A 17,281-nucleotide genomic window follows, 5' to 3' on the forward strand; every position below is an offset into this window, starting at 1 on the left:
CAGAAAGGACAAACAAAAGACAAACATCTGGCTCTCTTATCTCGCTCTATTGTGACATCCACCTTTCTCAGTTGCAGCCTGACTTGGATTTAGCATGACACAAGTTATTGCATCTTTTAACTATACACTGGCAGTTTTGTCAACCCTTGATTTTGTGAAATTTTGTGTACAAATCCTGGGCAAGTCGAGCCAGAATCGAGGCTTTGAGCGGCAAAATTCAAACAGATTTCACCTGTATAAGCCGAACGATAAACAGTTCAGCCATTTTTGTGTTTCTGAGAACTTGACCCATTTACGTCACAAATGATAACATTTTGAAAACATTTGTTATAAAAAACGCGACGCGCCAGGGGCTATCCCACAGCGCAGTGATCATCCCGAAACTCAATCGGGGTGAGTTCTCTTGTGGACATTTAATCCTGGCTTTTATGACTCGGAGCGTCTGATGGGACGTTGACGAGCCTTATAAGGGAAAGGGGATCCGGTTTTGAAAAAGTCAAAAGCAAAAATCCTAGTGGTTGATGATGACGCGGCGATTCGGCAAATGTTGGATCTGCGCCTCTCGATGGCCGGCTATGATGTCGAAACGGTCGCTGATGGCCAGGATGCTCTGGATTTCTTCGAGGGCGATGGAGCGGATTTGGTGGTCTTGGATGTCATGTTACCCCAGGTCAATGGCTTTGAGGTCTGTCGGCAACTGCGCCAGGACTCGGGGATTCCGGTTGTGATGCTCTCGGCTCTTGGGGACATCAAGGATCGCATTGCGGGACTCGAAGCGGGGGCCGATGACTATCTCGTCAAACCTTTTAGTCCCCGAGAACTCGAAGCTCGCATCGAAAGTATACTGCGGCGATTGCGAGATCCGGCCGCGGCCCGCTTGGTGGCCCCCGGAACCCTAGAAATTGGGTCGATTCGCCTCGATACCAATCGCCAACAGGTGTACAAAGGACCTCATCGCATTTCCCTGACCTACACGGAGTTTAAACTGCTTGAACTCCTCTTTGAGCAAGCGGGGGAACCGGTCTCGCGGGCTGATATTTTAGAGAAACTCTGGGGCTATGCCCCCACACGCCAAGCGGATTTGCGCGTGATTGATGTTTATGTGGCTCGGTTACGCTCCAAGATTGAGGAAGATCCCCGAAACCCCGAATTGATTTTGACGATTCGGGGCTTTGGTTATGTGGCCCAGCGTCGAATCTCTCAATCTCAGTTAGCGGTTGACAGTTGAGTTGCCCCTAGGGTTCAGGTTCAGGCTGTCGCCAGGCCAGGATCAGCAAACAGATAATGCCGATGTTGATGGCCACATCAGCTAGGTTAAAGATGGGGAAGTTAATAAAAGGAATAATTGGCAGATGTAGGAAATCGACCACTTCTCCCCAGAGGAAACGGTCAATGCCGTTGCCGACGGCCCCACTGAGGATACAGCCATAGCCGAGTTGTTCCCAAAGACTCAGGTGGGGACCCCAGAGGGCAACGGCCATCAATCCTAGACTCACCGCCAGGGAGAGCCATTTGAGCCAGTCGCTGCCCTCAAAGAGACTAAAGGCGGCGCCGGTGTTGGTGACGTAGGTGAAATGGAAGACGTTGGGGATGATGGGTTGGGTTTGGCCGAGGCTGAAGTGAGCCAACACCCACCGCTTGCTGAGATAGTCGATGAGGACTCCGATGAAGGCAATCAGCCAAAATCCTAGATTCTTGAAGGGTTGCCTTTGCATTTAGGATACGTCCCCATCATCGATGGGTTTGAGAAGTTCAACGGCATCACGGCCATCCCAATCCTCGACCCAGAATTTCACTTGCTCGTCTTTGGAGGTGGGTAGGGTTTTGCCGGTAAAATCGGGATGAATCGGCAGTTGCCGATGACCGCGATCGACTAAAACGGCTAACCAAATTGCCTCGGGGCGACCGTATTCTTGCACGGCATTCAAGGCGGCCCGAATGGTTCGCCCGGTATAGATAACATCATCGACGAGCAGGGCAATCTTGTCGTTGAGATCGAAGGGGATCTCGGTGCGTTCGGGGGTACGAACGGCAATGCGATCGAGGTCGTCTCGATAAAAGGTGATGTCGAGAGAACCGACGGGAACCGGGACGTTTTCTAGGGCCTCGATTTGTTCGGCTAACAGATGGGCCAGGGGGACTCCTCGGGAGTGAATCCCGAGTAAGACTAAGCGATCGGGATGACCGGACTTTTCTAAAATTTGTGACGCTAGACGGGTCAGGGTTCGGCGGATTTCTTCAGCCGAGAGAATTTCCACAACTTTCATCATGACAGGATGTCAATGGAGGAGCGAGGGGGACAGGGTGATGCTATAAGATTAACAGCCATCCGGGGCGAAAGCTTGGGGAAAGCCGAGGGGTTGCTTCTGGAGATTTCAGGAGCAGATTTCAGGCAACGGTCCTATCTCGGGGATCGGCCAGCCCGGCGATCTTCTTTCACTAAACCACAAAACTTGTCTGGTCTCCCTGAGCGGCTTGCCAACTTCTGGCATCATGGTATAAATCCTCTAAGGAGATGCGATCAAGGGCTTGTTTGAGTTTTTGGTGCAGTTGGTTCCAAAGGACGAATGTTACCCAATCCTCGGCGAGTTCGGCGTCGGGATGATGATGGGGCAAGGGGTCTAGGGTTTCACCCACCGCCTCTAAAATGTCGCCGAGGCAAATCTTATCGGGCGATCGCGCCAATTGATAGCCTCCCTGCGCACCCCGCACAGATTGCACGATCCCCGCCTGTCGCAGTCGAATCAATAACTTTTCTAAATAGGGCGCCGGTAAATGTTGCCGCTGGGCAATCTCCCGCACAGAAACGGGGCGATCGCAACCGTTACAACGGATATCCAACAATGCTTTGACGCTGTAGTGGCCTTGGGTCGTTAGCTTCATCTTCGGCAGCAAGATTAGGTAGCTTGCCCCCCAGTCGGACGGTCAAGGATTCTTGCCAGTCCAGCGGCGGGAAACAGCTACGATTGTTGATAAAATTAATATCAATGTTAGACTTTTAGTCTAAAGAAACTTCCGTTAAGATACAATAGCCAATAACGGTTGTCTATCGTTTTAGAGAGAAGATTAATGAGTAACACCAATCCAAATGCCTTGACCGGAAATGAACTGCTTGACAAAGTTCGAGCCTTGGAAGGTCTCCCCAAAGAGGAAAAAGCCCGAGAATGTGGCTATTACACCGTCACGAAAAATGGTGTCGAACGAGTCAACATGATGAAATTCCTCAACGCGCTCATTGATGCCGAGGGAATTGAACTCGACAGCAAGCAACCCTCCAATGGCCGGGGTGGACGCAGTGCCAGCTATCGTATTAGTGTGCAGTCGAATGGCAACTTGCTCATCGGTGCCGCCTACACGAAACAGATGGGACTCAACCCCGGTGATGAATTTGAAATTTCCTTGGGGCGCAAACATATTCACCTCAAACAAGTGGGTGCTGAGGAAGAGGAGCTTTAAGACCGATTCGGCTAAGCTCACATCGTCGCCGTCCTGACTCTCTTGCGTTCCGATGTCCCCAACCCTAGGGTCAGGTGTTGTCAACATTGAGCAGACAGTTATTGGGGTCTCCTGCTAAGCTAGACAAAGCTAAAATCGTCATCAACCGGTTCCGTGTTGGCGCTGAGATCAGCCATTAGACGGCCCTGGAAGTTGTCAAACTAGCACGGCTGAACTCCGGTCCAAGGCGATCCGTTTGCTATAACCGGAACAATCGAGGTTAGGCTAGTGAGGAGACCGACCCATTGACTGACCCGCTAAGGGTTGAGTTGGACTTAGCCGGGTACGATCATCTCCATCTAGGCATCAACCCGGTAAGCTGAGCTGAATCGACCATCAAGTACGATTGTTGATCGTGATCGGTAATGATCTCAGCCAAACGGCTCTGGCTCACCTGAGCTTGCTGACGTTAACCCTTACCTTGACTTGACAGTTGAAGCGCTCTCGCCAACTGAAGCGAAAACCACCCATGTCTAGCATGAACGACCAATTCACGGTTCATTTCTGGGGCGTTAGAGGTAGTATTGCCTGTCCTGGACCCGAAACAGTCCGATACGGCGGAAATACGCCTTGTGTCGAGATGCGCGTTGGCAGTGAGCGCCTTATTTTTGACGGAGGAACGGGCCTACGTGTCCTCGGCCAGAATCTCCTGTCAGAAATGCCCATCCAAGCCAGTCTCTTCTTTACACATACCCATTGGGACCATATTCAAGGCTTTCCCTTTTTTATCCCCGCCTTTATTAAAGGGAATACGTTTCATATTTACGGCGCAGTCGCCCCGAATGGGGCAACGATTGAGCAACGACTCAATGATCAGATGCTGCACCCGAACTTTCCGGTTCCGTTACAAATTATGGGGGCGCAACTGGATTTTAACGATATTACGGTGGGTGAGCCGATTCAACTCGGTGAGGTTCGTGTCGAAACCGCCCATCTCAATCATCCGGGAGAAGCGGTTGGCTATCGGGTGAATTGGAAAAACTACGCCGCTGCCTATATTACCGATACCGAACATTATGGCGATCGCCTGGACCCCAATGTCCTCAAACTCGCTCAGGATGCCGATGTGGTGATTTACGACGCCACCTATACGGATGAAGAATATCATCACCCGAAAACGAGCAAAAAAGGCTGGGGACATTCGACCTGGCAAGAAGCCGTCAAAGTGGCCAAAGCCGCCAACGTGAAACGGCTGGTCATTTTCCATCACGATCCACTCCATAACGATGAATTTCTCGATCAAATGGGGGAACAGGTCAAAGCCGCCTTTAGTAGTAGTCTACTCGCGCGAGAAGGAATGACCATCGTCATTGCGCCCACTCCCGGTGCCTTCATGCCGGCCCATGCTAAAGTTTGATTCAACTGGGAGACCCGTCGCGCCAATCCCGGATATTCCGTCGTTCTTGTTTACCGTACAACGCCTGTGTGGGTCACGTCCTCTTTAACAACCGCCCTGAGTCCCGCCAATGTTGCCTTAGGGAATTTTGATGGTGTGCATCTTGGCCATCAAGCGGTGATTGCAAAAATTCTGCATCAGACCCCTCAACGGGATTTGTCCGTGTCCCAGGTTCTCGGTGAACGCCGTGAGAGTGACCCGGGATCTCGCCTCAAGCCAGAACGTGGCGATCGCAGCTACGCCACCGTCGTCTCCTTTACCCCCCATCCCCAAGAGTTTTTTAGCGGCCAACGGCGACCGCTGCTGACCCCAGTTAAAGAAAAAGTCGAGCAGTTGCGATCGCTCGGCCTCGAACAACTGGTCCTGCTTCCCTTCACCGAAACCCTGGCCCGCCTCACCCCCGAGGCCTTCGTCGAGGAAATTCTCTGTCGTTACCTCAACGCCAAACGAGTCAGCGTCGGTGAAAACTTCCACTTTGGCCGCGATCGCTCCGGCAATAGTCAGCGACTGCGGCAGATTAGCCAACAGTACAACATCGAAACCTGCATCAGCGGACTGCAAGCACTCGATGGCGATCGCATCAGTAGTTCCACCATTCGCCAAGCCTTAGCCGCCGGACAAATCCAACACGCCAACCGCCTCCTCGGTCGTCCCTATCGCCTCAACGGAACCGTGGAACTCGGACAACAACTCGGCCGCACCCTCGGCTTCCCCACCGCCAATCTAAAGCTTCCCGACGATAAATTTCTACCGCACTGGGGCGTCTACAGCACCTGGGTTCAACTCGACGATGGAACCCACCACCCCGGTGTCATGAATCTCGGCTGTCGCCCTACCGTCGCCGGCGATCGCCCGAGCGTCGAAGTGCATCTCCTCGATTGGGACGGCGACCTCTACGATCGCCCCCTCAGCCTCCATCTAATGACCTTTCTACGTCCCGAACAGCAGTTCCCCGGTCTCGATGCCCTAACCGCCCAAATTCGTCAAGACTGCCAAACCGCGCGATCGCACCTAGACTCCCTTCCCTCCCCCCACCGTCTCTGACCCCATCATCGCCACCATGGATCATCTGCAACCTTTGCAACGACTGCGTGACAATCTCAGCAAAACCCTAGTCGGCAAAGATGACGCCGTGCGGTTAGTCATCGTCGCTCTCCTCGCCGGGGGCCATGCCCTCCTCGAAGATGTCCCCGGTGTCGGGAAAACCCTCCTAGCCAAGTCCCTGGCCCAATCCATCGGCGGTAAATTTCAGCGCATTCAATGCACCCCAGACCTTCTCCCCACGGATATTACCGGCACTAACATCTGGAACCCCCAAAGCGGTAGCTTTGAATTTCTACCGGGTCCGGTCTTCGCCAATGTCTTACTGGCCGACGAAATTAACCGAGCCACCCCCCGCACCCAATCAGCCCTCCTCGAAGTGATGGAAGAAAAACAAGTCACCGTCGATGGCCAATCACGACGAGTGCCGCAACCGTTTTTCACCATCGCCACCCAAAACCCCATTGAATATCAAGGAACCTTCCCCCTTCCCGAAGCACAAATGGATCGCTTCATGCTCTCGCTATCCCTCGGCTACCCCAGTGAAACCGAAGAACTACAAATGTTGCAGGGATTAGCCAGCCGTATCCCCGTGGACCAACTCCAACCCTGTTTGAGTCTGGAGGAGTTACACCACCTCAGCCAACAGGTAGCCACCATTGCCGTCGAAGCGCCCTTGCAGCAATATATGGTGAACTTAGTCCGTAGCACCCGCGTTGATGATGACGTGACCCTCGGAGTCAGTCCCCGAGGTGCGGTAGCTCTACAACGGGCCAGCCAAGCCTATGGTTTCCTAGAAGGGCGGACCTACACCACTCCCGATGACGTGAAATTCATGGCCCCCCACGTTCTCACCCACCGTCTGATTCCGGCGGGTGGCCGCAAGGGAGAGGCGATTATTGCCCGCTTACTCGAGACCATTCCCATCCCGTGAACGCACAGGTAAGCGTACAGAGCCATCTTGTGCCGCCGCCTGGCGGACCGCTTCGGCCACGGTGAGGGTATAGAGGCTTTGACGAGGATCGAGATAGAGGGGTCGCCCCTGACAGAGATAATCTAAGACTCGCTGCATATCTTGGGCAAATAGGCCCCGTCGAGAGCCGACGGCGATCGCCTCGTGTTGCTCTCCCTGGCGCAGTTGGCCTCCGTCTGGGGTCAGATGCAGTAGGCCTCCAACGCCTCGCGCTTCTAGCAGATGTTCTTTTTCAGTAAAGCGATCGCCCTTGCCATAGATCACATCGGCAAAGACTCCCGAGGTAAACCGCAATTGGGCTTTGCACAGACAGGCTCGATAGTAGTCTGACTCGGCTCCGGGCCAAATCCGAGTCTGGGCGGTGACAGACTCGACTTGACCAAAGACGGACACCAGACGATGCAGGCGCGACAGTGCGCCCATGAGAGGAAAGCCAAATTGCTCTAGGGAATAGGTCCAACGCCGAGGAGCGGGATGTTTGGGGTTAATGGTGCAATAGCGTACATCACTGACTCCGCCGAGATGGGGCAGATAGTCGAGAAAGGCTCGGTGCAGCCCTCCGAGGAGTTCAATATGGGCGATATGGAGCAGTTTCTGCTGCTGTTGAGCGCGATCGATGAGAACTTGGGCTTGGGCAGGATTGAGAGCCAGGGGATATTCCGCTAGCACGTGTTTGTGCTGCTCTAGGGCCGCTTGGGCGATCGCCGCTCGTTGATGATTGAGGCTGGAGATCACCACGAGATCAATATCGTCTCGTTCGATGAGTTGCTGCCAATCTCGACAGGGGGCCGCCTCCCAGGGTTGAGCAAACTCGCAGGTCTTCTCCCAGGTGCGGCCCGCCACAGCCACGAGCTGAGCGCGAGGATCCCGTTCGAGGGCCTGCGATCGCCAGCGAGCCACAAACCCAGTTCCCACTAAACCTACGCGAATCGGCGGTTCTTCGAGCATTTCCCTGTTTTTCTAGTCTCAGCCTATTTAATCATCACTGTAACCCAGTTCTGTCCAAGCCTTGAGCCATTGAGGCCCAAAGGATTGGATTCACTGATTCTCAGATTGGCCGGATGCGATCCATAAGCAAATCCACATTGAATTAGGAATTATTATAATAAATTTCGTTACAAAGATTCCCGATCTAGGGGTTGCATCCGTTAGCTTTTCCCGTAATATCAGAGATAGAAGATACCTAAACAACTCAGGTCGGTGTCCAAGATGCCGATTTGTAAGATTAGGAAAACTTATAGATATAGAGAGGATCATTTCATGGCTACTTACAAGGTCACGCTCGTTAACGAAGAGCAAGGTCTCAACACGACGATCGAAGTTCCCGATGACGAGTACATCCTCGATGTCGCCGAAGAGCAAGGTTTAGATCTGCCTTACTCCTGCCGTGCTGGCGCTTGCTCGACCTGCGCTGGTAAACTCACCGAAGGAGGCATTGATCAGTCTGACCAATCCTTCCTCGACGATGACCAGATTGAAGCGGGTTACGTGCTGACTTGCGTGGCTTACCCCACCTCCGACTGCACCATCGAAACCCACCAAGAAGAAGCGCTGTACTAGACAAAGTTTTTTAAGGTGCGACGCTGACCGACGAGTTCAGTCAGCGTCTTGTATCCCAACAGCTTAAACGCAAACGCAACCCGCAACGAAGCAATCCGCTTTGGCGCGGGTTTTTCGCGGCCGGCACCGGCGATCGCAGACCGGCCAGACTATACTAGAGGCGATCGCCCCCAAAGCTACCTAAGTTTGTCACCTAAGTTTGCCACCCAAGTTGTTAATGCCTAAAGTTAGCGTTTGTATCCCCACCTATAACCGGCAAACCCTGCTTCCCTTTGCCGTAGACAGTGTCCTCAAACAATCATTTCAGGATTGGCAACTGATTGTCTGTGATGATGGGTCTTCCGACGAAACCCCCACCTTGATGCAGGCCTACGAACAGCAAGACGATCGCATTCGCTACCTACGCCATCCCCAGAATATCGGCAAAAGCAACAACATGCGCTCCGGCTTTGATGCCGCCGAGGGAGACTACTTTATCAAATTCGACGACGACGATCGCCTCACCCCGGAATTTCTCACCCAGATGGTGGCCATCTTAGATAACCATCCCCAGGTAGATTTTGTCAGTTGCGACCATTGGCTGATTGACGAAACCAACCAGCGCGATGGAGCCGCCACACAAGAAAACTCTCGCTATTGGGGACGTGACTCCCTCTCAACTGGAATCATCGAGAACTTGCTGGAAGTGGTGTTTATTCAGCAAAGTCTGCAAGTCGGAACCACCCTCTTTCGCAAACCCGCCTTAGACGCCGTGGGGTTCATGCGGGCCGACTTGCAAAACTGCGAAGATAATGACCTCTTAGTGCGGCTGGCCCTAGCCGGAAACGTCGGCTATTACCTCGATGACTGTCTCATGGAATATCGAGTCCACGCCGAACAGCAAAATCTTCAGCGGGATATCCGCTATCTCGAAGATAAACTCAAATACCTAGAGTATTTCGACTTTCACGACCGCGCCTCCTTAGAACAAAACCGACAACAGCGTCTCCAAGACACCCGCCTATTACTCGGCCTACGCTACATCGAAGCCAATCAACTCCATCAAGGCCGAGAGATTCTACAAGAGTATCGACAACAGGATACATCCAATCGTAAAGCCATCTTTGGCCTGACCCTCTCCTACCTTCCCGCCGCTGTTCGGGGGAAACTCTGGAATTTGGCCCGCCGCCTCACCCCTCGCTCCTATATGGAACAGATGCGTCAAGGAAATTCCTGAGTCACCTCTGACCCCTGGGGGACTCGCAGCGGAAAAAGGGTCCCCCTTGGCGTTATGATAGAGTCATGGCAACCATTGATATCCTTGGGGTCAAACACGTTTACGAGTTAACTGATCCCGTCCCTAACGGTTCTGTGTTGGTCTTCATTCACGGTTGGCTGCTTAGTCGTCACTATTGGCAGCCTGCCATCGATCGCCTATCGCGATCGCACCAATGCTTAAGTTACGATTTACGGGGCTTTGGCGACTCCCAACTGTCCCCAGATTGTCCGTCTCCCATGGGGTATAGTCCCGCAGACTATGCCAAAGACCTAGACCACCTGCTCGAACAACTCAATCTCAACGAGGTCTGGCTCGTGGGCCATTCCCTCGGTGGCACCTTGGCGTTGTGGACGGCTCATTTATTCCCCGAGCGGGTGAAAGGAGTTGTTTGTGTCAACGCCGGCGGTGGAATTTACCTCAAAGAAGAATTTGAACGCTTCCGAGCCGTCGGCCAGCGCATTGTCCAATGGCGATGGCGCTGGTTCAGTCAAGTTTCTGCCATTTGCTGGCTGTTTACCCGAGCCGCCGTGGCTCGGCCTCTATCCTTTGCGTGGGGACAACAACGAGTGATTGATTGGGTGATGGCCGATGCTGATGCGGCCTTAGGAGCGCTTCTCGACTCGACCACGGAGGAGGAAGTGCATCGTTTGCCCCATATTGTCTCGCAGCTTCAGCAACCGGTCTATTTCATCGCCGGGGCCAAGGATATGATTATGGAACCGAAATATGTCCATCATCTCGCCAGTTTTCACCCCCTGTTCAAACGCTGTTGCGGCGCGAATGTCATCGAACTCGACGGCTGCGGCCATCTCTCGATGTTGGAACAGACCGACCAATTGCTGCACCATCTCGAAGAGATTATTGACGCCAACGTTGTCGAGGATGACAGCGCCAAGGATAGCGCCGATAACACCCTCTAGGATTCGCGGTTGACCACTGGGGGGTCTGACTCGACTGGGGGTGATTGTTCTTGGCTAAGGAATTCAAAGGCCTGGGCGATAAACTGGGCGCAAATTTGCGGGGAGGCTTCATAGAAGTGACTCCAGGCTGCGGCTCGATCTTCATCATAGCGGTCAATCCGTTCAGGATAACGCTGTTGCCACGAGAGGCGCACGGCGTGACCGATGAGGATGTCTAAGACAATATAGTCGTCGATTTCTAACTCGGGGTTGCGATCGAAAATTGCCTGTAACTCCATTAAGGCTTCAATGGTGAGATGGCGATATTGGGGAGCGGGAATTTTGTTTAACAGCCGTTCAACCCGTAGGGCAAAGTTTTTCTCCCCTGGTGTCATCTCGGCCAGGATGTATTCACTCTCGATGCGGTTGCGACTTTCGAGTTTATCGCCAATGACGAGGCCCTTACAATTCTGGAGGATTTGCCAGACTCGGGGATAAAACTGTTTGGGAACCCGTCCGGCGGCCCCATCTCGTTGACGCTGACGTAACCAGTCGTCGGGGGGAGTTTCCTCGGTCATGTCTTGGGGGAGAACCCGCCAGTCAATGGTTGTTTTGGAGGATTTGATATGTAGGGATTCTTGCTCTTGTAGGCGACGGTTAAAGCCTGTGTAGCCGGCGATCGCATCCCGCAGGCGGGTTTGAATCTCAAAGGGACTCAGTTGCATCAGGTGACTGTAGGCTTCATCCTGAGTCATGGCAAATTCACTGACAATTTCGCTAGTGAGTAGCAAAATCAGATAGCCGACGCGCAGGGTTAACAGGCCATCAAATAAGCTGGGTTCAGCTTGAATCATTAACCCGAGATAGATGGCAATTTCTTGAGTGAGGACGCGATCGCGGACATCTTCGTGACAGAAACGATTGATTTTCTCCATCAGTTCGTTGTGAGGGAGAGGACTGGTAATCATCGACTCCTCACTGTAGGATTTACCGATCGCCAACTGTTTTTGACGCACCACAATATCGGTGACGGCTTCCGTTAGACCTAAACTGGCTTTACCGAGTAACCCGGCTGCATAGCGAACAACAGACCATTGAACCTCCGCTTCATCGCCTATATCAGTATGACTGGCTTTGTTATAGAGTTCTTCGAGTAAATCGGCTACCGTCACCGGGGTTCCTTCCCCTAACCCGGTGTCAAAGTCTAAGCCTTCTAAGGTGACTAGGCCATGGAGAATTTCAACTTGTTCGTAGATATTTTCCGACTCTCGTAAACGGTGAATCAACACTTGGCCATCCCGTTCGCATTCCAAGCTAAACTCCTGAGTGGGAGTGAGGGGACGACTTTGGGCCGGATTGTAGAGAAGATAGGAACTGCGTAGTTCGGCTTCGGTTTTAGAGGGTTGGGAAAATTCAAACTCCTCTAAATCATCGATTCGCTCGGTTCCGGCGGTCAACATCAACTGATTGAGGGAACCTAAACGAACCGGAGTTCCTTTGCAGTCGCCACCCCGTAGTTGCAACATCAGTTGCAATAAGGGTTCTTGACCCGTCTCAACTAATTTACGGGTCAACATTAAGACCAGGGTGGGACGACCTAAGTTGTACCAATGACGAGAAACATAGGCGATTTCACTTTCAATTTGGGCAACGAGAAAGTGATAATCGAGGGTTAGATAAAACTGCTGTGGATTGACAAACGAGGGCAAAAACATGACGCGATCGCCCCGAATGCGAAAGACTTGCGCGGTGGTCAAACTGCGAACCAAACGAATCGGTCGCCCCGTTAGATTGAGTTTATCATTGCGTCCAACTTGATGATAAATCCAGGCCAGTTCTTGGGCTTCACTGAGTTTAACCGGCTCAATTTCGGCAAGGGTTTCTGTGGCAATTCCATAACTGGCTAATTCATCTTGTAAGTCTTCATCTTCAGCCAATAACGCCACTTGAACCACAGAAGGATAAGGCTTGCGTCGGTGTAAATGTCGCCCGAGTGGGTCAATATCTCCGATATCAATCAATCCCTCTTCAATAATTTCTCCAAGCCAATAGAGACTTTGCGCCCAAACTAAGGGGATATTTTCATTAGGTAACCGGGGTTGGGAATGGGGATTCTCTCGTTCAGCGTCTAGGGCATCTTCGGGGACGTAATATAATTCTGGGAGCAGTTTCCAGCCATCTTGATCGACCAGAATGTTTTGGATTTTCTGTCCATACTCACGGGCCGCTTCCCGGTCTCCCATAAACAGATGATTTAAATATAAATAGCAGAAAAAGAGCGGCCATTCACATTCAATGTTTTCAAACTGTTGCAGTTCTTGCGGCTCATAATGGAGGCGATGACTATCTTCGATGACCGTCTGGTGGCCATCGCGAAGAAAGCGTTTACAGCCGTAGGTTCCTTGGAGTTTATCGACAATTTTACGGTGGGTGCGATCGCGTAACTGGCTATCCTCAACCCCAAAGGCCGGGAAACCAATCACACTCAACAACGCCGCATCGACTTCCTTGGAGTTGGACTCGCGAGGCAGCAAGGCTTCTAGGGTAATTCGGGCGCGGGCAATATCATCCGGGACCACATGAATCACCGAGGCCTGATCACCGCGACTCCCAAATAAATTAACACCCTGCATCGACTCCAACGCGGCTTTTGCCATTCCCACCGAACTCGCGTTCAGTTCCGGCTTACCATGATTGATTTTGTTGCCCCGTTCCCAAATCCCATAATCCGGGGTACGGTAAGTCCGGCCAATGTAGTAGACCAAATTTTGCACAAAGTTGACCTCATCCAGGCTAAAAATAATCTGGAGTCCCGAGGCGGTCATTTGGGATAACATCACCAGAAAAACGGAGGTGGCGTCAATCTGGAGATGTCCCCATTCATGATCCGCCACCACCGGATTACCGCTACTGGTGTCGTATTTGGCATGAAGGGCATCGAGAGGATCTTGGGTATGTTTGAAGCGTTCGACTTTCTGGGCTTGATTCATCATCGAACGTAGCAAGCCCCGCATCAGTTTCACGACACTCTGTTCGAGTTCGTAGGCCCGTCCTTGTTCAGTATCAATTTTGCGATACGCCAGGGCCAACCCCCAAACCGCCAGGATGCTATAGACGTTATCTCGTACCCAAGCATCGGTATAGTCGCCATGTTCCGTGACGGCGGTACTGGCGGGGAGTAATCCACTCACCGGATGTTGTTTGGCGAGGATAACCCCTTTGATTTCGTGGTACAGGCGATCGAGTTTGGGGTTAAGCATGGTGGGGGGAGAAGGGAGAAGGGAACACCGGAACACGGGAACTGGGGATAGGGAGAACCCACCCTTAGCCGCTCCCACCGAGGGGAGACACCAGTTAGGAGTGCTTGTTACCGTACTATTTTTTGATAACTTCCTGCCATTCTAGGACGACTGGGAGCGGAATTTGTAGAGTAGCCGATCGCTCCTTCAGAGGCAAGCTTAAGTCGAGAGAACTGCGGGAGGGGAGACGGTTGGCGATGTCCCGAAAATCATACTCGCCGACATTGGGGGCTGGGGGGTCGCCGGCGAAGTTGTCGCTGGCCTCTAGTGTCTCTCCTCGTTGCGTCGTTAGGGTTAAGTCTTGGGGATGCTGAAACTCAACCGCTCCGGGGAATCCCGCCAGTCGTAGATTGAGATTACTTTGCTCTGAGTCTTCAACCCGTTTGTAGAAGATGACCTGCCAGGAGTTCCCCAAACTATCCTTTAGGGTATGGCGGGTTTGGTAAACGACTTGTCCGGGAGCTTCCGTTTGTTGTCGAATCGGGGCCGCTTGCGCGACGGGGAGAGTGGGGAGACTGGAGACGAGAGTTCCCAACAGCAACAGTAGGCTACAGAAGACGAACAGGGAATGAAGGAACCGATGAGGGAATCCGGTCCAGGAGAGGCGAGTTTGGCAGAAATCTGGGTCTTTATCGTTCACGGTCAACCTCGCGAATGCAACACTATCGTTGCGATTTTAACGCGGTTTTCGCGGTTCTGGGTCGAATTTTCCTGACTCATTGGGGAGGTTACTGTCCATTCTCGATGGGGATATGGTAGGTTTGCCTGGAGATATCACAAGTTAAGGTTTCTGGTGGCAAACTTGAGGTGGGTGTTCCGTTGGCTTCTGATGAGCCTATTCGTAGTGATGTTGGCGGCCTGTGCGGCGGTCCCGGTGTTTTTTGATACGGACTTAGTGGCCGATGCGATTTCCTTGCAATTAGAACAGACGCAGGCGCAGTTAAGTTCTCAGTTACGATTGTCGCAAACTCCGACTTGGCGGGTTGAGCAGGTGCGAGTGACGGATAATGCGCCGGTGATGATTCAAGATTTACCGGGCTACCATCTTCAGGGAACCTATCGTTTAAGCATCGATCTCCCCAGGGGAACGGTAACCCGGCCCAAACAACCCTTTGATCTCTATCTCCAGGGACAAAAGGAGGGCAAAACTTGGCGTTTAGCGAGGTATGGCCCGTCGCAGGTGGGGGCTGAAGCGGATTGGACGACCTATCTCATTACCCCAGAGGGGTATTACGGGGATTAGGAGGCCGCTTGGAGTTCGTCGAGGTGGGCGAGAACCTCTTGACTGTGGATAGACGGGTTAACTTTGACGAAGCGATCGCGGAGAATCCCCTCGGGGTCGATAATGAAGCTATGGCGCACGGACCGCGAGTAAATCCAGGACCCGTAGGCTTGACTGACGCTTCCACCTTCATCGGAGAGGAGGGGGAACCGCAACCCTTCGGAGTCGCAGAACTCCTCATGAGACTCTACATCATCGGCACTAATGCCTAAAATTTGGGTGTTGCGATCGCGGTATTTGGGCAAATCCTGCTGGAAACGTCGCGCTTCGAGGGTACAACCGGGGGTAAAATCGGCGGGGTAGAAGTAAACAACCACCCATTGACCGCGATAGTCGGACAGGGATACATTCCCATCACCGCTATTGGTGGGAAGGGTGAAGTCTGGCGCCACGTCGTTGAGGGGAGGAAGGGTTCCCCCCATGGCCCACGCGGGTGAGGGGGAGGCCAGGAGGCCAGTCATCGCGGTTAGTCCCAGCAAAACGACGGTCAACAGACGAGATATTAGGAAGGAGCGACGGGTCATCATGCCAAATCTATGCTAGTGACGAGAAATTCTGCTCTCCAGTGTAACTGAGTTGCCCCACCCATCACCCAATCGCTTTTTATCCTTGGGTCTTGTGGATCTACGGTGGGATTTGTTGCATGGTATACAAAATTGTAGGGGAACCCACCCCTAGCCCCTCCCAGGAGGGGATTTTTCGCCCCTACGGCTGCTATTCCCTGTTCCCTATTCCCTATTCCCCATGACCTCGTTGAAGCTGTTTCTTGCGAATGCTGACGCTACCCACCGCCTGGGTGAACGACTCGGCCAGGGATTACCCGCCGGGACCACGTTACTGCTGCAAGGGGACTTAGGGGCGGGTAAAACGACTCTGGTTCAAGGAATTGGTGCGGGGTTAGGGATTGGCGATCGCATTGTTAGCCCCACGTTTACGCTCATCAATGAGTATGATGAGGGTCGCATTCCTCTGTACCATTTGGATTTATATCGCCTTGATTCGTCTGAGGTTCAGGGGTTACAGCCTCAGTTGTACTGGGAAGGCTTGGAGGTTGAACCGGGGTTGATGGTGGTTGAATGGGCTGAGCGTTTACGGGAGTTACCTGACTCGTATTTGACGTTGCATTTGTTGTATCAGGATGAGGCTCGGCAGGTGCAAGTTTCGGGAACGCCGGATTTGTGTGCGGTTTGGACGCGGTTAATTGCGGATTTTTAAGGGTTAGTCCTTCATGAAAAAAAACGCAAATTCTAGGTCGAGGACGGGGATTGACTCACCGAGGAAGGTTGAGAACAGTTCGCTTCATAAAGCTGCTCAAAATAGGCTTTGAGTTCCATAGAAACGGCGGTGAGTCGAATCGCAAAACAGCCTGAGGGTAAGTCATCCTCTTTGATAACTTTTCCATAAAACTCATCAGTTCCCTCTCCAACGGGTTGAGGAATTTCTATCATAAATTTGATATTTGTCAAGGGTTTAGCGGCATAGGTTGAGGTGATATGAGCGCCGTGGGGTGAGAGTTTGATGAGATGGCCTTGATAATGGCGATCGCCGAGTTGTTTGCCCTGTAAGGGAGTAAAAGAGACGGATAGAGCCGGGTGGAGGTCATAAAGTGGGAGTTGGTCACGGGATAGACTGAGGTTATGTTTCCCAGAAATTCCCACGACTGAATAAATTGAGATCGGTTGAATGACACCTTTGGGACAAACTTTTTCTTCGCCGTCAAAATCGACAATGTTATCAACTTCATCTAAGGTCGATTCTGTGACTAAAATTTGTCCGCCAACGGTATAAGATTCAATGCGATAGGTTAAGTTCACCTGAGACCCCACGACGCCATATTTGGTGCGTTTGAGGGAACCAATGTTACCGACGACAACCTCTCCAGTATTGATACCAATGCCCATTTCTAGGGTTGGGAGATCTAACTCGGTCATTTTTTGGGAGAAATAATCCAATATCCTTCTCGATCATTATAATCTACTTCAATAGCAGTTGGATATATTCCCTCTAAAAAATTATCTTCTTGGTCGAGATAGTCGGCTAGGGTTCTTAAAGCCTCCCAAATTGAATCACCACGAAAC

18 protein-coding genes are annotated in these 17,281 nt (G+C 52.2%); 10 read left to right on the plus strand and 8 right to left on the minus strand.

Annotated elements, in window-relative coordinates; all coding sequences use genetic code 11:
* Positions 1 to 487: 487 nt before the first annotated feature.
* Entirely contained in the window at positions 488 to 1,228 is a 741-nt protein-coding gene (rpaB, locus tag R6U67_RS06000) for a response regulator transcription factor RpaB (RefSeq protein ID WP_410251699.1), read from the plus strand.
* A 7-nt stretch (positions 1,229 to 1,235) separates the two neighbouring features.
* Here rpaB and lspA read toward each other — a convergent pair whose 3' ends face one another.
* From lspA to R6U67_RS06015, 3 genes are all read right to left on the minus strand, one after another.
* Positions 1,236 to 1,715 (minus strand): signal peptidase II, encoded by a 480-nt coding sequence (gene lspA / locus R6U67_RS06005; protein WP_410251700.1) that lies wholly within the window; start codon positions 1,713 to 1,715, stop codon positions 1,236 to 1,238.
* Entirely contained in the window at positions 1,716 to 2,270 is a 555-nt protein-coding gene (pyrR, locus tag R6U67_RS06010; protein WP_410251701.1) for a bifunctional pyr operon transcriptional regulator/uracil phosphoribosyltransferase PyrR, read from the minus strand.
* Positions 2,271 to 2,439: 169 nt separating this feature from the next.
* Positions 2,440 to 2,883, minus strand: coding sequence for an RrF2 family transcriptional regulator (locus tag R6U67_RS06015; protein WP_410251702.1), 444 nt, complete (start codon positions 2,881 to 2,883; stop codon positions 2,440 to 2,442).
* A 186-nt stretch (positions 2,884 to 3,069) separates the two neighbouring features.
* Between R6U67_RS06015 and R6U67_RS06020 the strand changes: the two genes are divergently transcribed.
* The 4 genes from R6U67_RS06020 to R6U67_RS06035 all read left to right on the plus strand — a co-directional run bounded on the left by R6U67_RS06020 (position 3,070) and on the right by R6U67_RS06035 (position 6,866).
* Entirely contained in the window at positions 3,070 to 3,456 is a 387-nt protein-coding gene (locus R6U67_RS06020) for an AbrB family transcriptional regulator (protein WP_410251703.1), read from the plus strand.
* 508 nt (positions 3,457 to 3,964) lie between these two features.
* Positions 3,965 to 4,852, plus strand: a complete 888-nt coding sequence (locus tag R6U67_RS06025) for an MBL fold metallo-hydrolase (RefSeq protein WP_410251704.1) — start codon at positions 3,965 to 3,967, stop codon at positions 4,850 to 4,852.
* 66 nt (positions 4,853 to 4,918) lie between these two features.
* Positions 4,919 to 5,935 carry a bifunctional riboflavin kinase/FAD synthetase gene (locus R6U67_RS06030; RefSeq protein ID WP_410251705.1) on the plus strand — a complete coding sequence of 339 codons (1,017 nt, stop codon included), beginning with the start codon at positions 4,919 to 4,921 and terminating at the stop codon, positions 5,933 to 5,935.
* A 16-nt stretch (positions 5,936 to 5,951) separates the two neighbouring features.
* Positions 5,952 to 6,866 (plus strand): AAA family ATPase, encoded by a 915-nt coding sequence (locus tag R6U67_RS06035; protein WP_410251706.1) that lies wholly within the window; start codon positions 5,952 to 5,954, stop codon positions 6,864 to 6,866.
* Here the strand turns inward: R6U67_RS06035 and R6U67_RS06040 are convergent.
* Positions 6,840 to 7,853: a Gfo/Idh/MocA family protein gene (locus R6U67_RS06040; RefSeq protein ID WP_410251707.1), complete on the minus strand. Its 1,014-nt coding sequence runs from the start codon at positions 7,851 to 7,853 to the stop codon at positions 6,840 to 6,842. The genes R6U67_RS06035 and R6U67_RS06040 overlap by 27 nt on opposite strands.
* A 312-nt stretch (positions 7,854 to 8,165) precedes the next feature.
* Between R6U67_RS06040 and R6U67_RS06045 the strand changes: the two genes are divergently transcribed.
* The 3 genes from R6U67_RS06045 to R6U67_RS06055 all read left to right on the plus strand — a co-directional run bounded on the left by R6U67_RS06045 (position 8,166) and on the right by R6U67_RS06055 (position 10,643).
* Positions 8,166 to 8,465 (plus strand): ferredoxin, encoded by a 300-nt coding sequence (locus R6U67_RS06045; RefSeq protein ID WP_087705985.1) that lies wholly within the window; start codon positions 8,166 to 8,168, stop codon positions 8,463 to 8,465.
* Between the two features lie 217 nt (positions 8,466 to 8,682).
* Positions 8,683 to 9,681 carry a glycosyltransferase family 2 protein gene (locus R6U67_RS06050; protein ID WP_410251708.1) on the plus strand — a complete coding sequence of 333 codons (999 nt, stop codon included), beginning with the start codon at positions 8,683 to 8,685 and terminating at the stop codon, positions 9,679 to 9,681.
* Between the two features lie 65 nt (positions 9,682 to 9,746).
* Positions 9,747 to 10,643 (plus strand): alpha/beta fold hydrolase, encoded by an 897-nt coding sequence (locus tag R6U67_RS06055; protein ID WP_410251709.1) that lies wholly within the window; start codon positions 9,747 to 9,749, stop codon positions 10,641 to 10,643.
* Here the strand turns inward: R6U67_RS06055 and R6U67_RS06060 are convergent.
* Both R6U67_RS06060 and R6U67_RS06065 read right to left on the minus strand, forming a co-directional pair.
* Positions 10,640 to 13,882, minus strand: a complete 3,243-nt coding sequence (locus tag R6U67_RS06060; RefSeq protein ID WP_410251710.1) for a glycoside hydrolase family 15 protein — start codon at positions 13,880 to 13,882, stop codon at positions 10,640 to 10,642. The two genes, R6U67_RS06055 and R6U67_RS06060, sit on opposite strands and share 4 nt — an antisense overlap.
* Positions 13,883 to 13,997: 115 nt before the next feature.
* Entirely contained in the window at positions 13,998 to 14,561 is a 564-nt protein-coding gene (locus tag R6U67_RS06065) for a DUF3122 domain-containing protein (protein ID WP_410251711.1), read from the minus strand.
* Positions 14,562 to 14,750: 189 nt separating this feature from the next.
* Here R6U67_RS06065 and R6U67_RS06070 point away from each other — a divergent pair, with 189 nt between their 5' ends.
* The gene (locus R6U67_RS06070) at positions 14,751 to 15,164 is read left to right on the plus strand and encodes a hypothetical protein (RefSeq protein WP_410251712.1); all 414 of its coding nucleotides are present in this window, start codon (positions 14,751 to 14,753) and stop codon (positions 15,162 to 15,164) included.
* Here R6U67_RS06070 and R6U67_RS06075 read toward each other — a convergent pair.
* On the minus strand, positions 15,161 to 15,730 hold the full coding sequence (locus R6U67_RS06075) for a peroxiredoxin (protein ID WP_068788971.1): 570 nt from the start codon (positions 15,728 to 15,730) through the stop codon (positions 15,161 to 15,163). The genes R6U67_RS06070 and R6U67_RS06075 overlap by 4 nt on opposite strands.
* Before the next feature lie 217 nt (positions 15,731 to 15,947).
* On the opposite strand from R6U67_RS06075, the gene tsaE reads away from it, so the two are divergent.
* Positions 15,948 to 16,418, plus strand: a complete 471-nt coding sequence (gene tsaE / locus R6U67_RS06080) for a tRNA (adenosine(37)-N6)-threonylcarbamoyltransferase complex ATPase subunit type 1 TsaE (RefSeq protein WP_410251713.1) — start codon at positions 15,948 to 15,950, stop codon at positions 16,416 to 16,418.
* Positions 16,419 to 16,450: 32 nt separating this feature from the next.
* Here tsaE and R6U67_RS06085 read toward each other — a convergent pair whose 3' ends face one another.
* Positions 16,451 to 17,134 (minus strand): adenylate/guanylate cyclase domain-containing protein, encoded by a 684-nt coding sequence (locus R6U67_RS06085; protein WP_410251714.1) that lies wholly within the window; start codon positions 17,132 to 17,134, stop codon positions 16,451 to 16,453.
* Positions 17,135 to 17,281 lie beyond the last annotated feature (147 nt).

The sequence above is a fragment of the Sodalinema sp. genome, from assembly GCF_046483825.1.
Taxonomy (GTDB): Bacteria; Cyanobacteriota; Cyanobacteriia; order Cyanobacteriales; family Geitlerinemataceae; genus Sodalinema.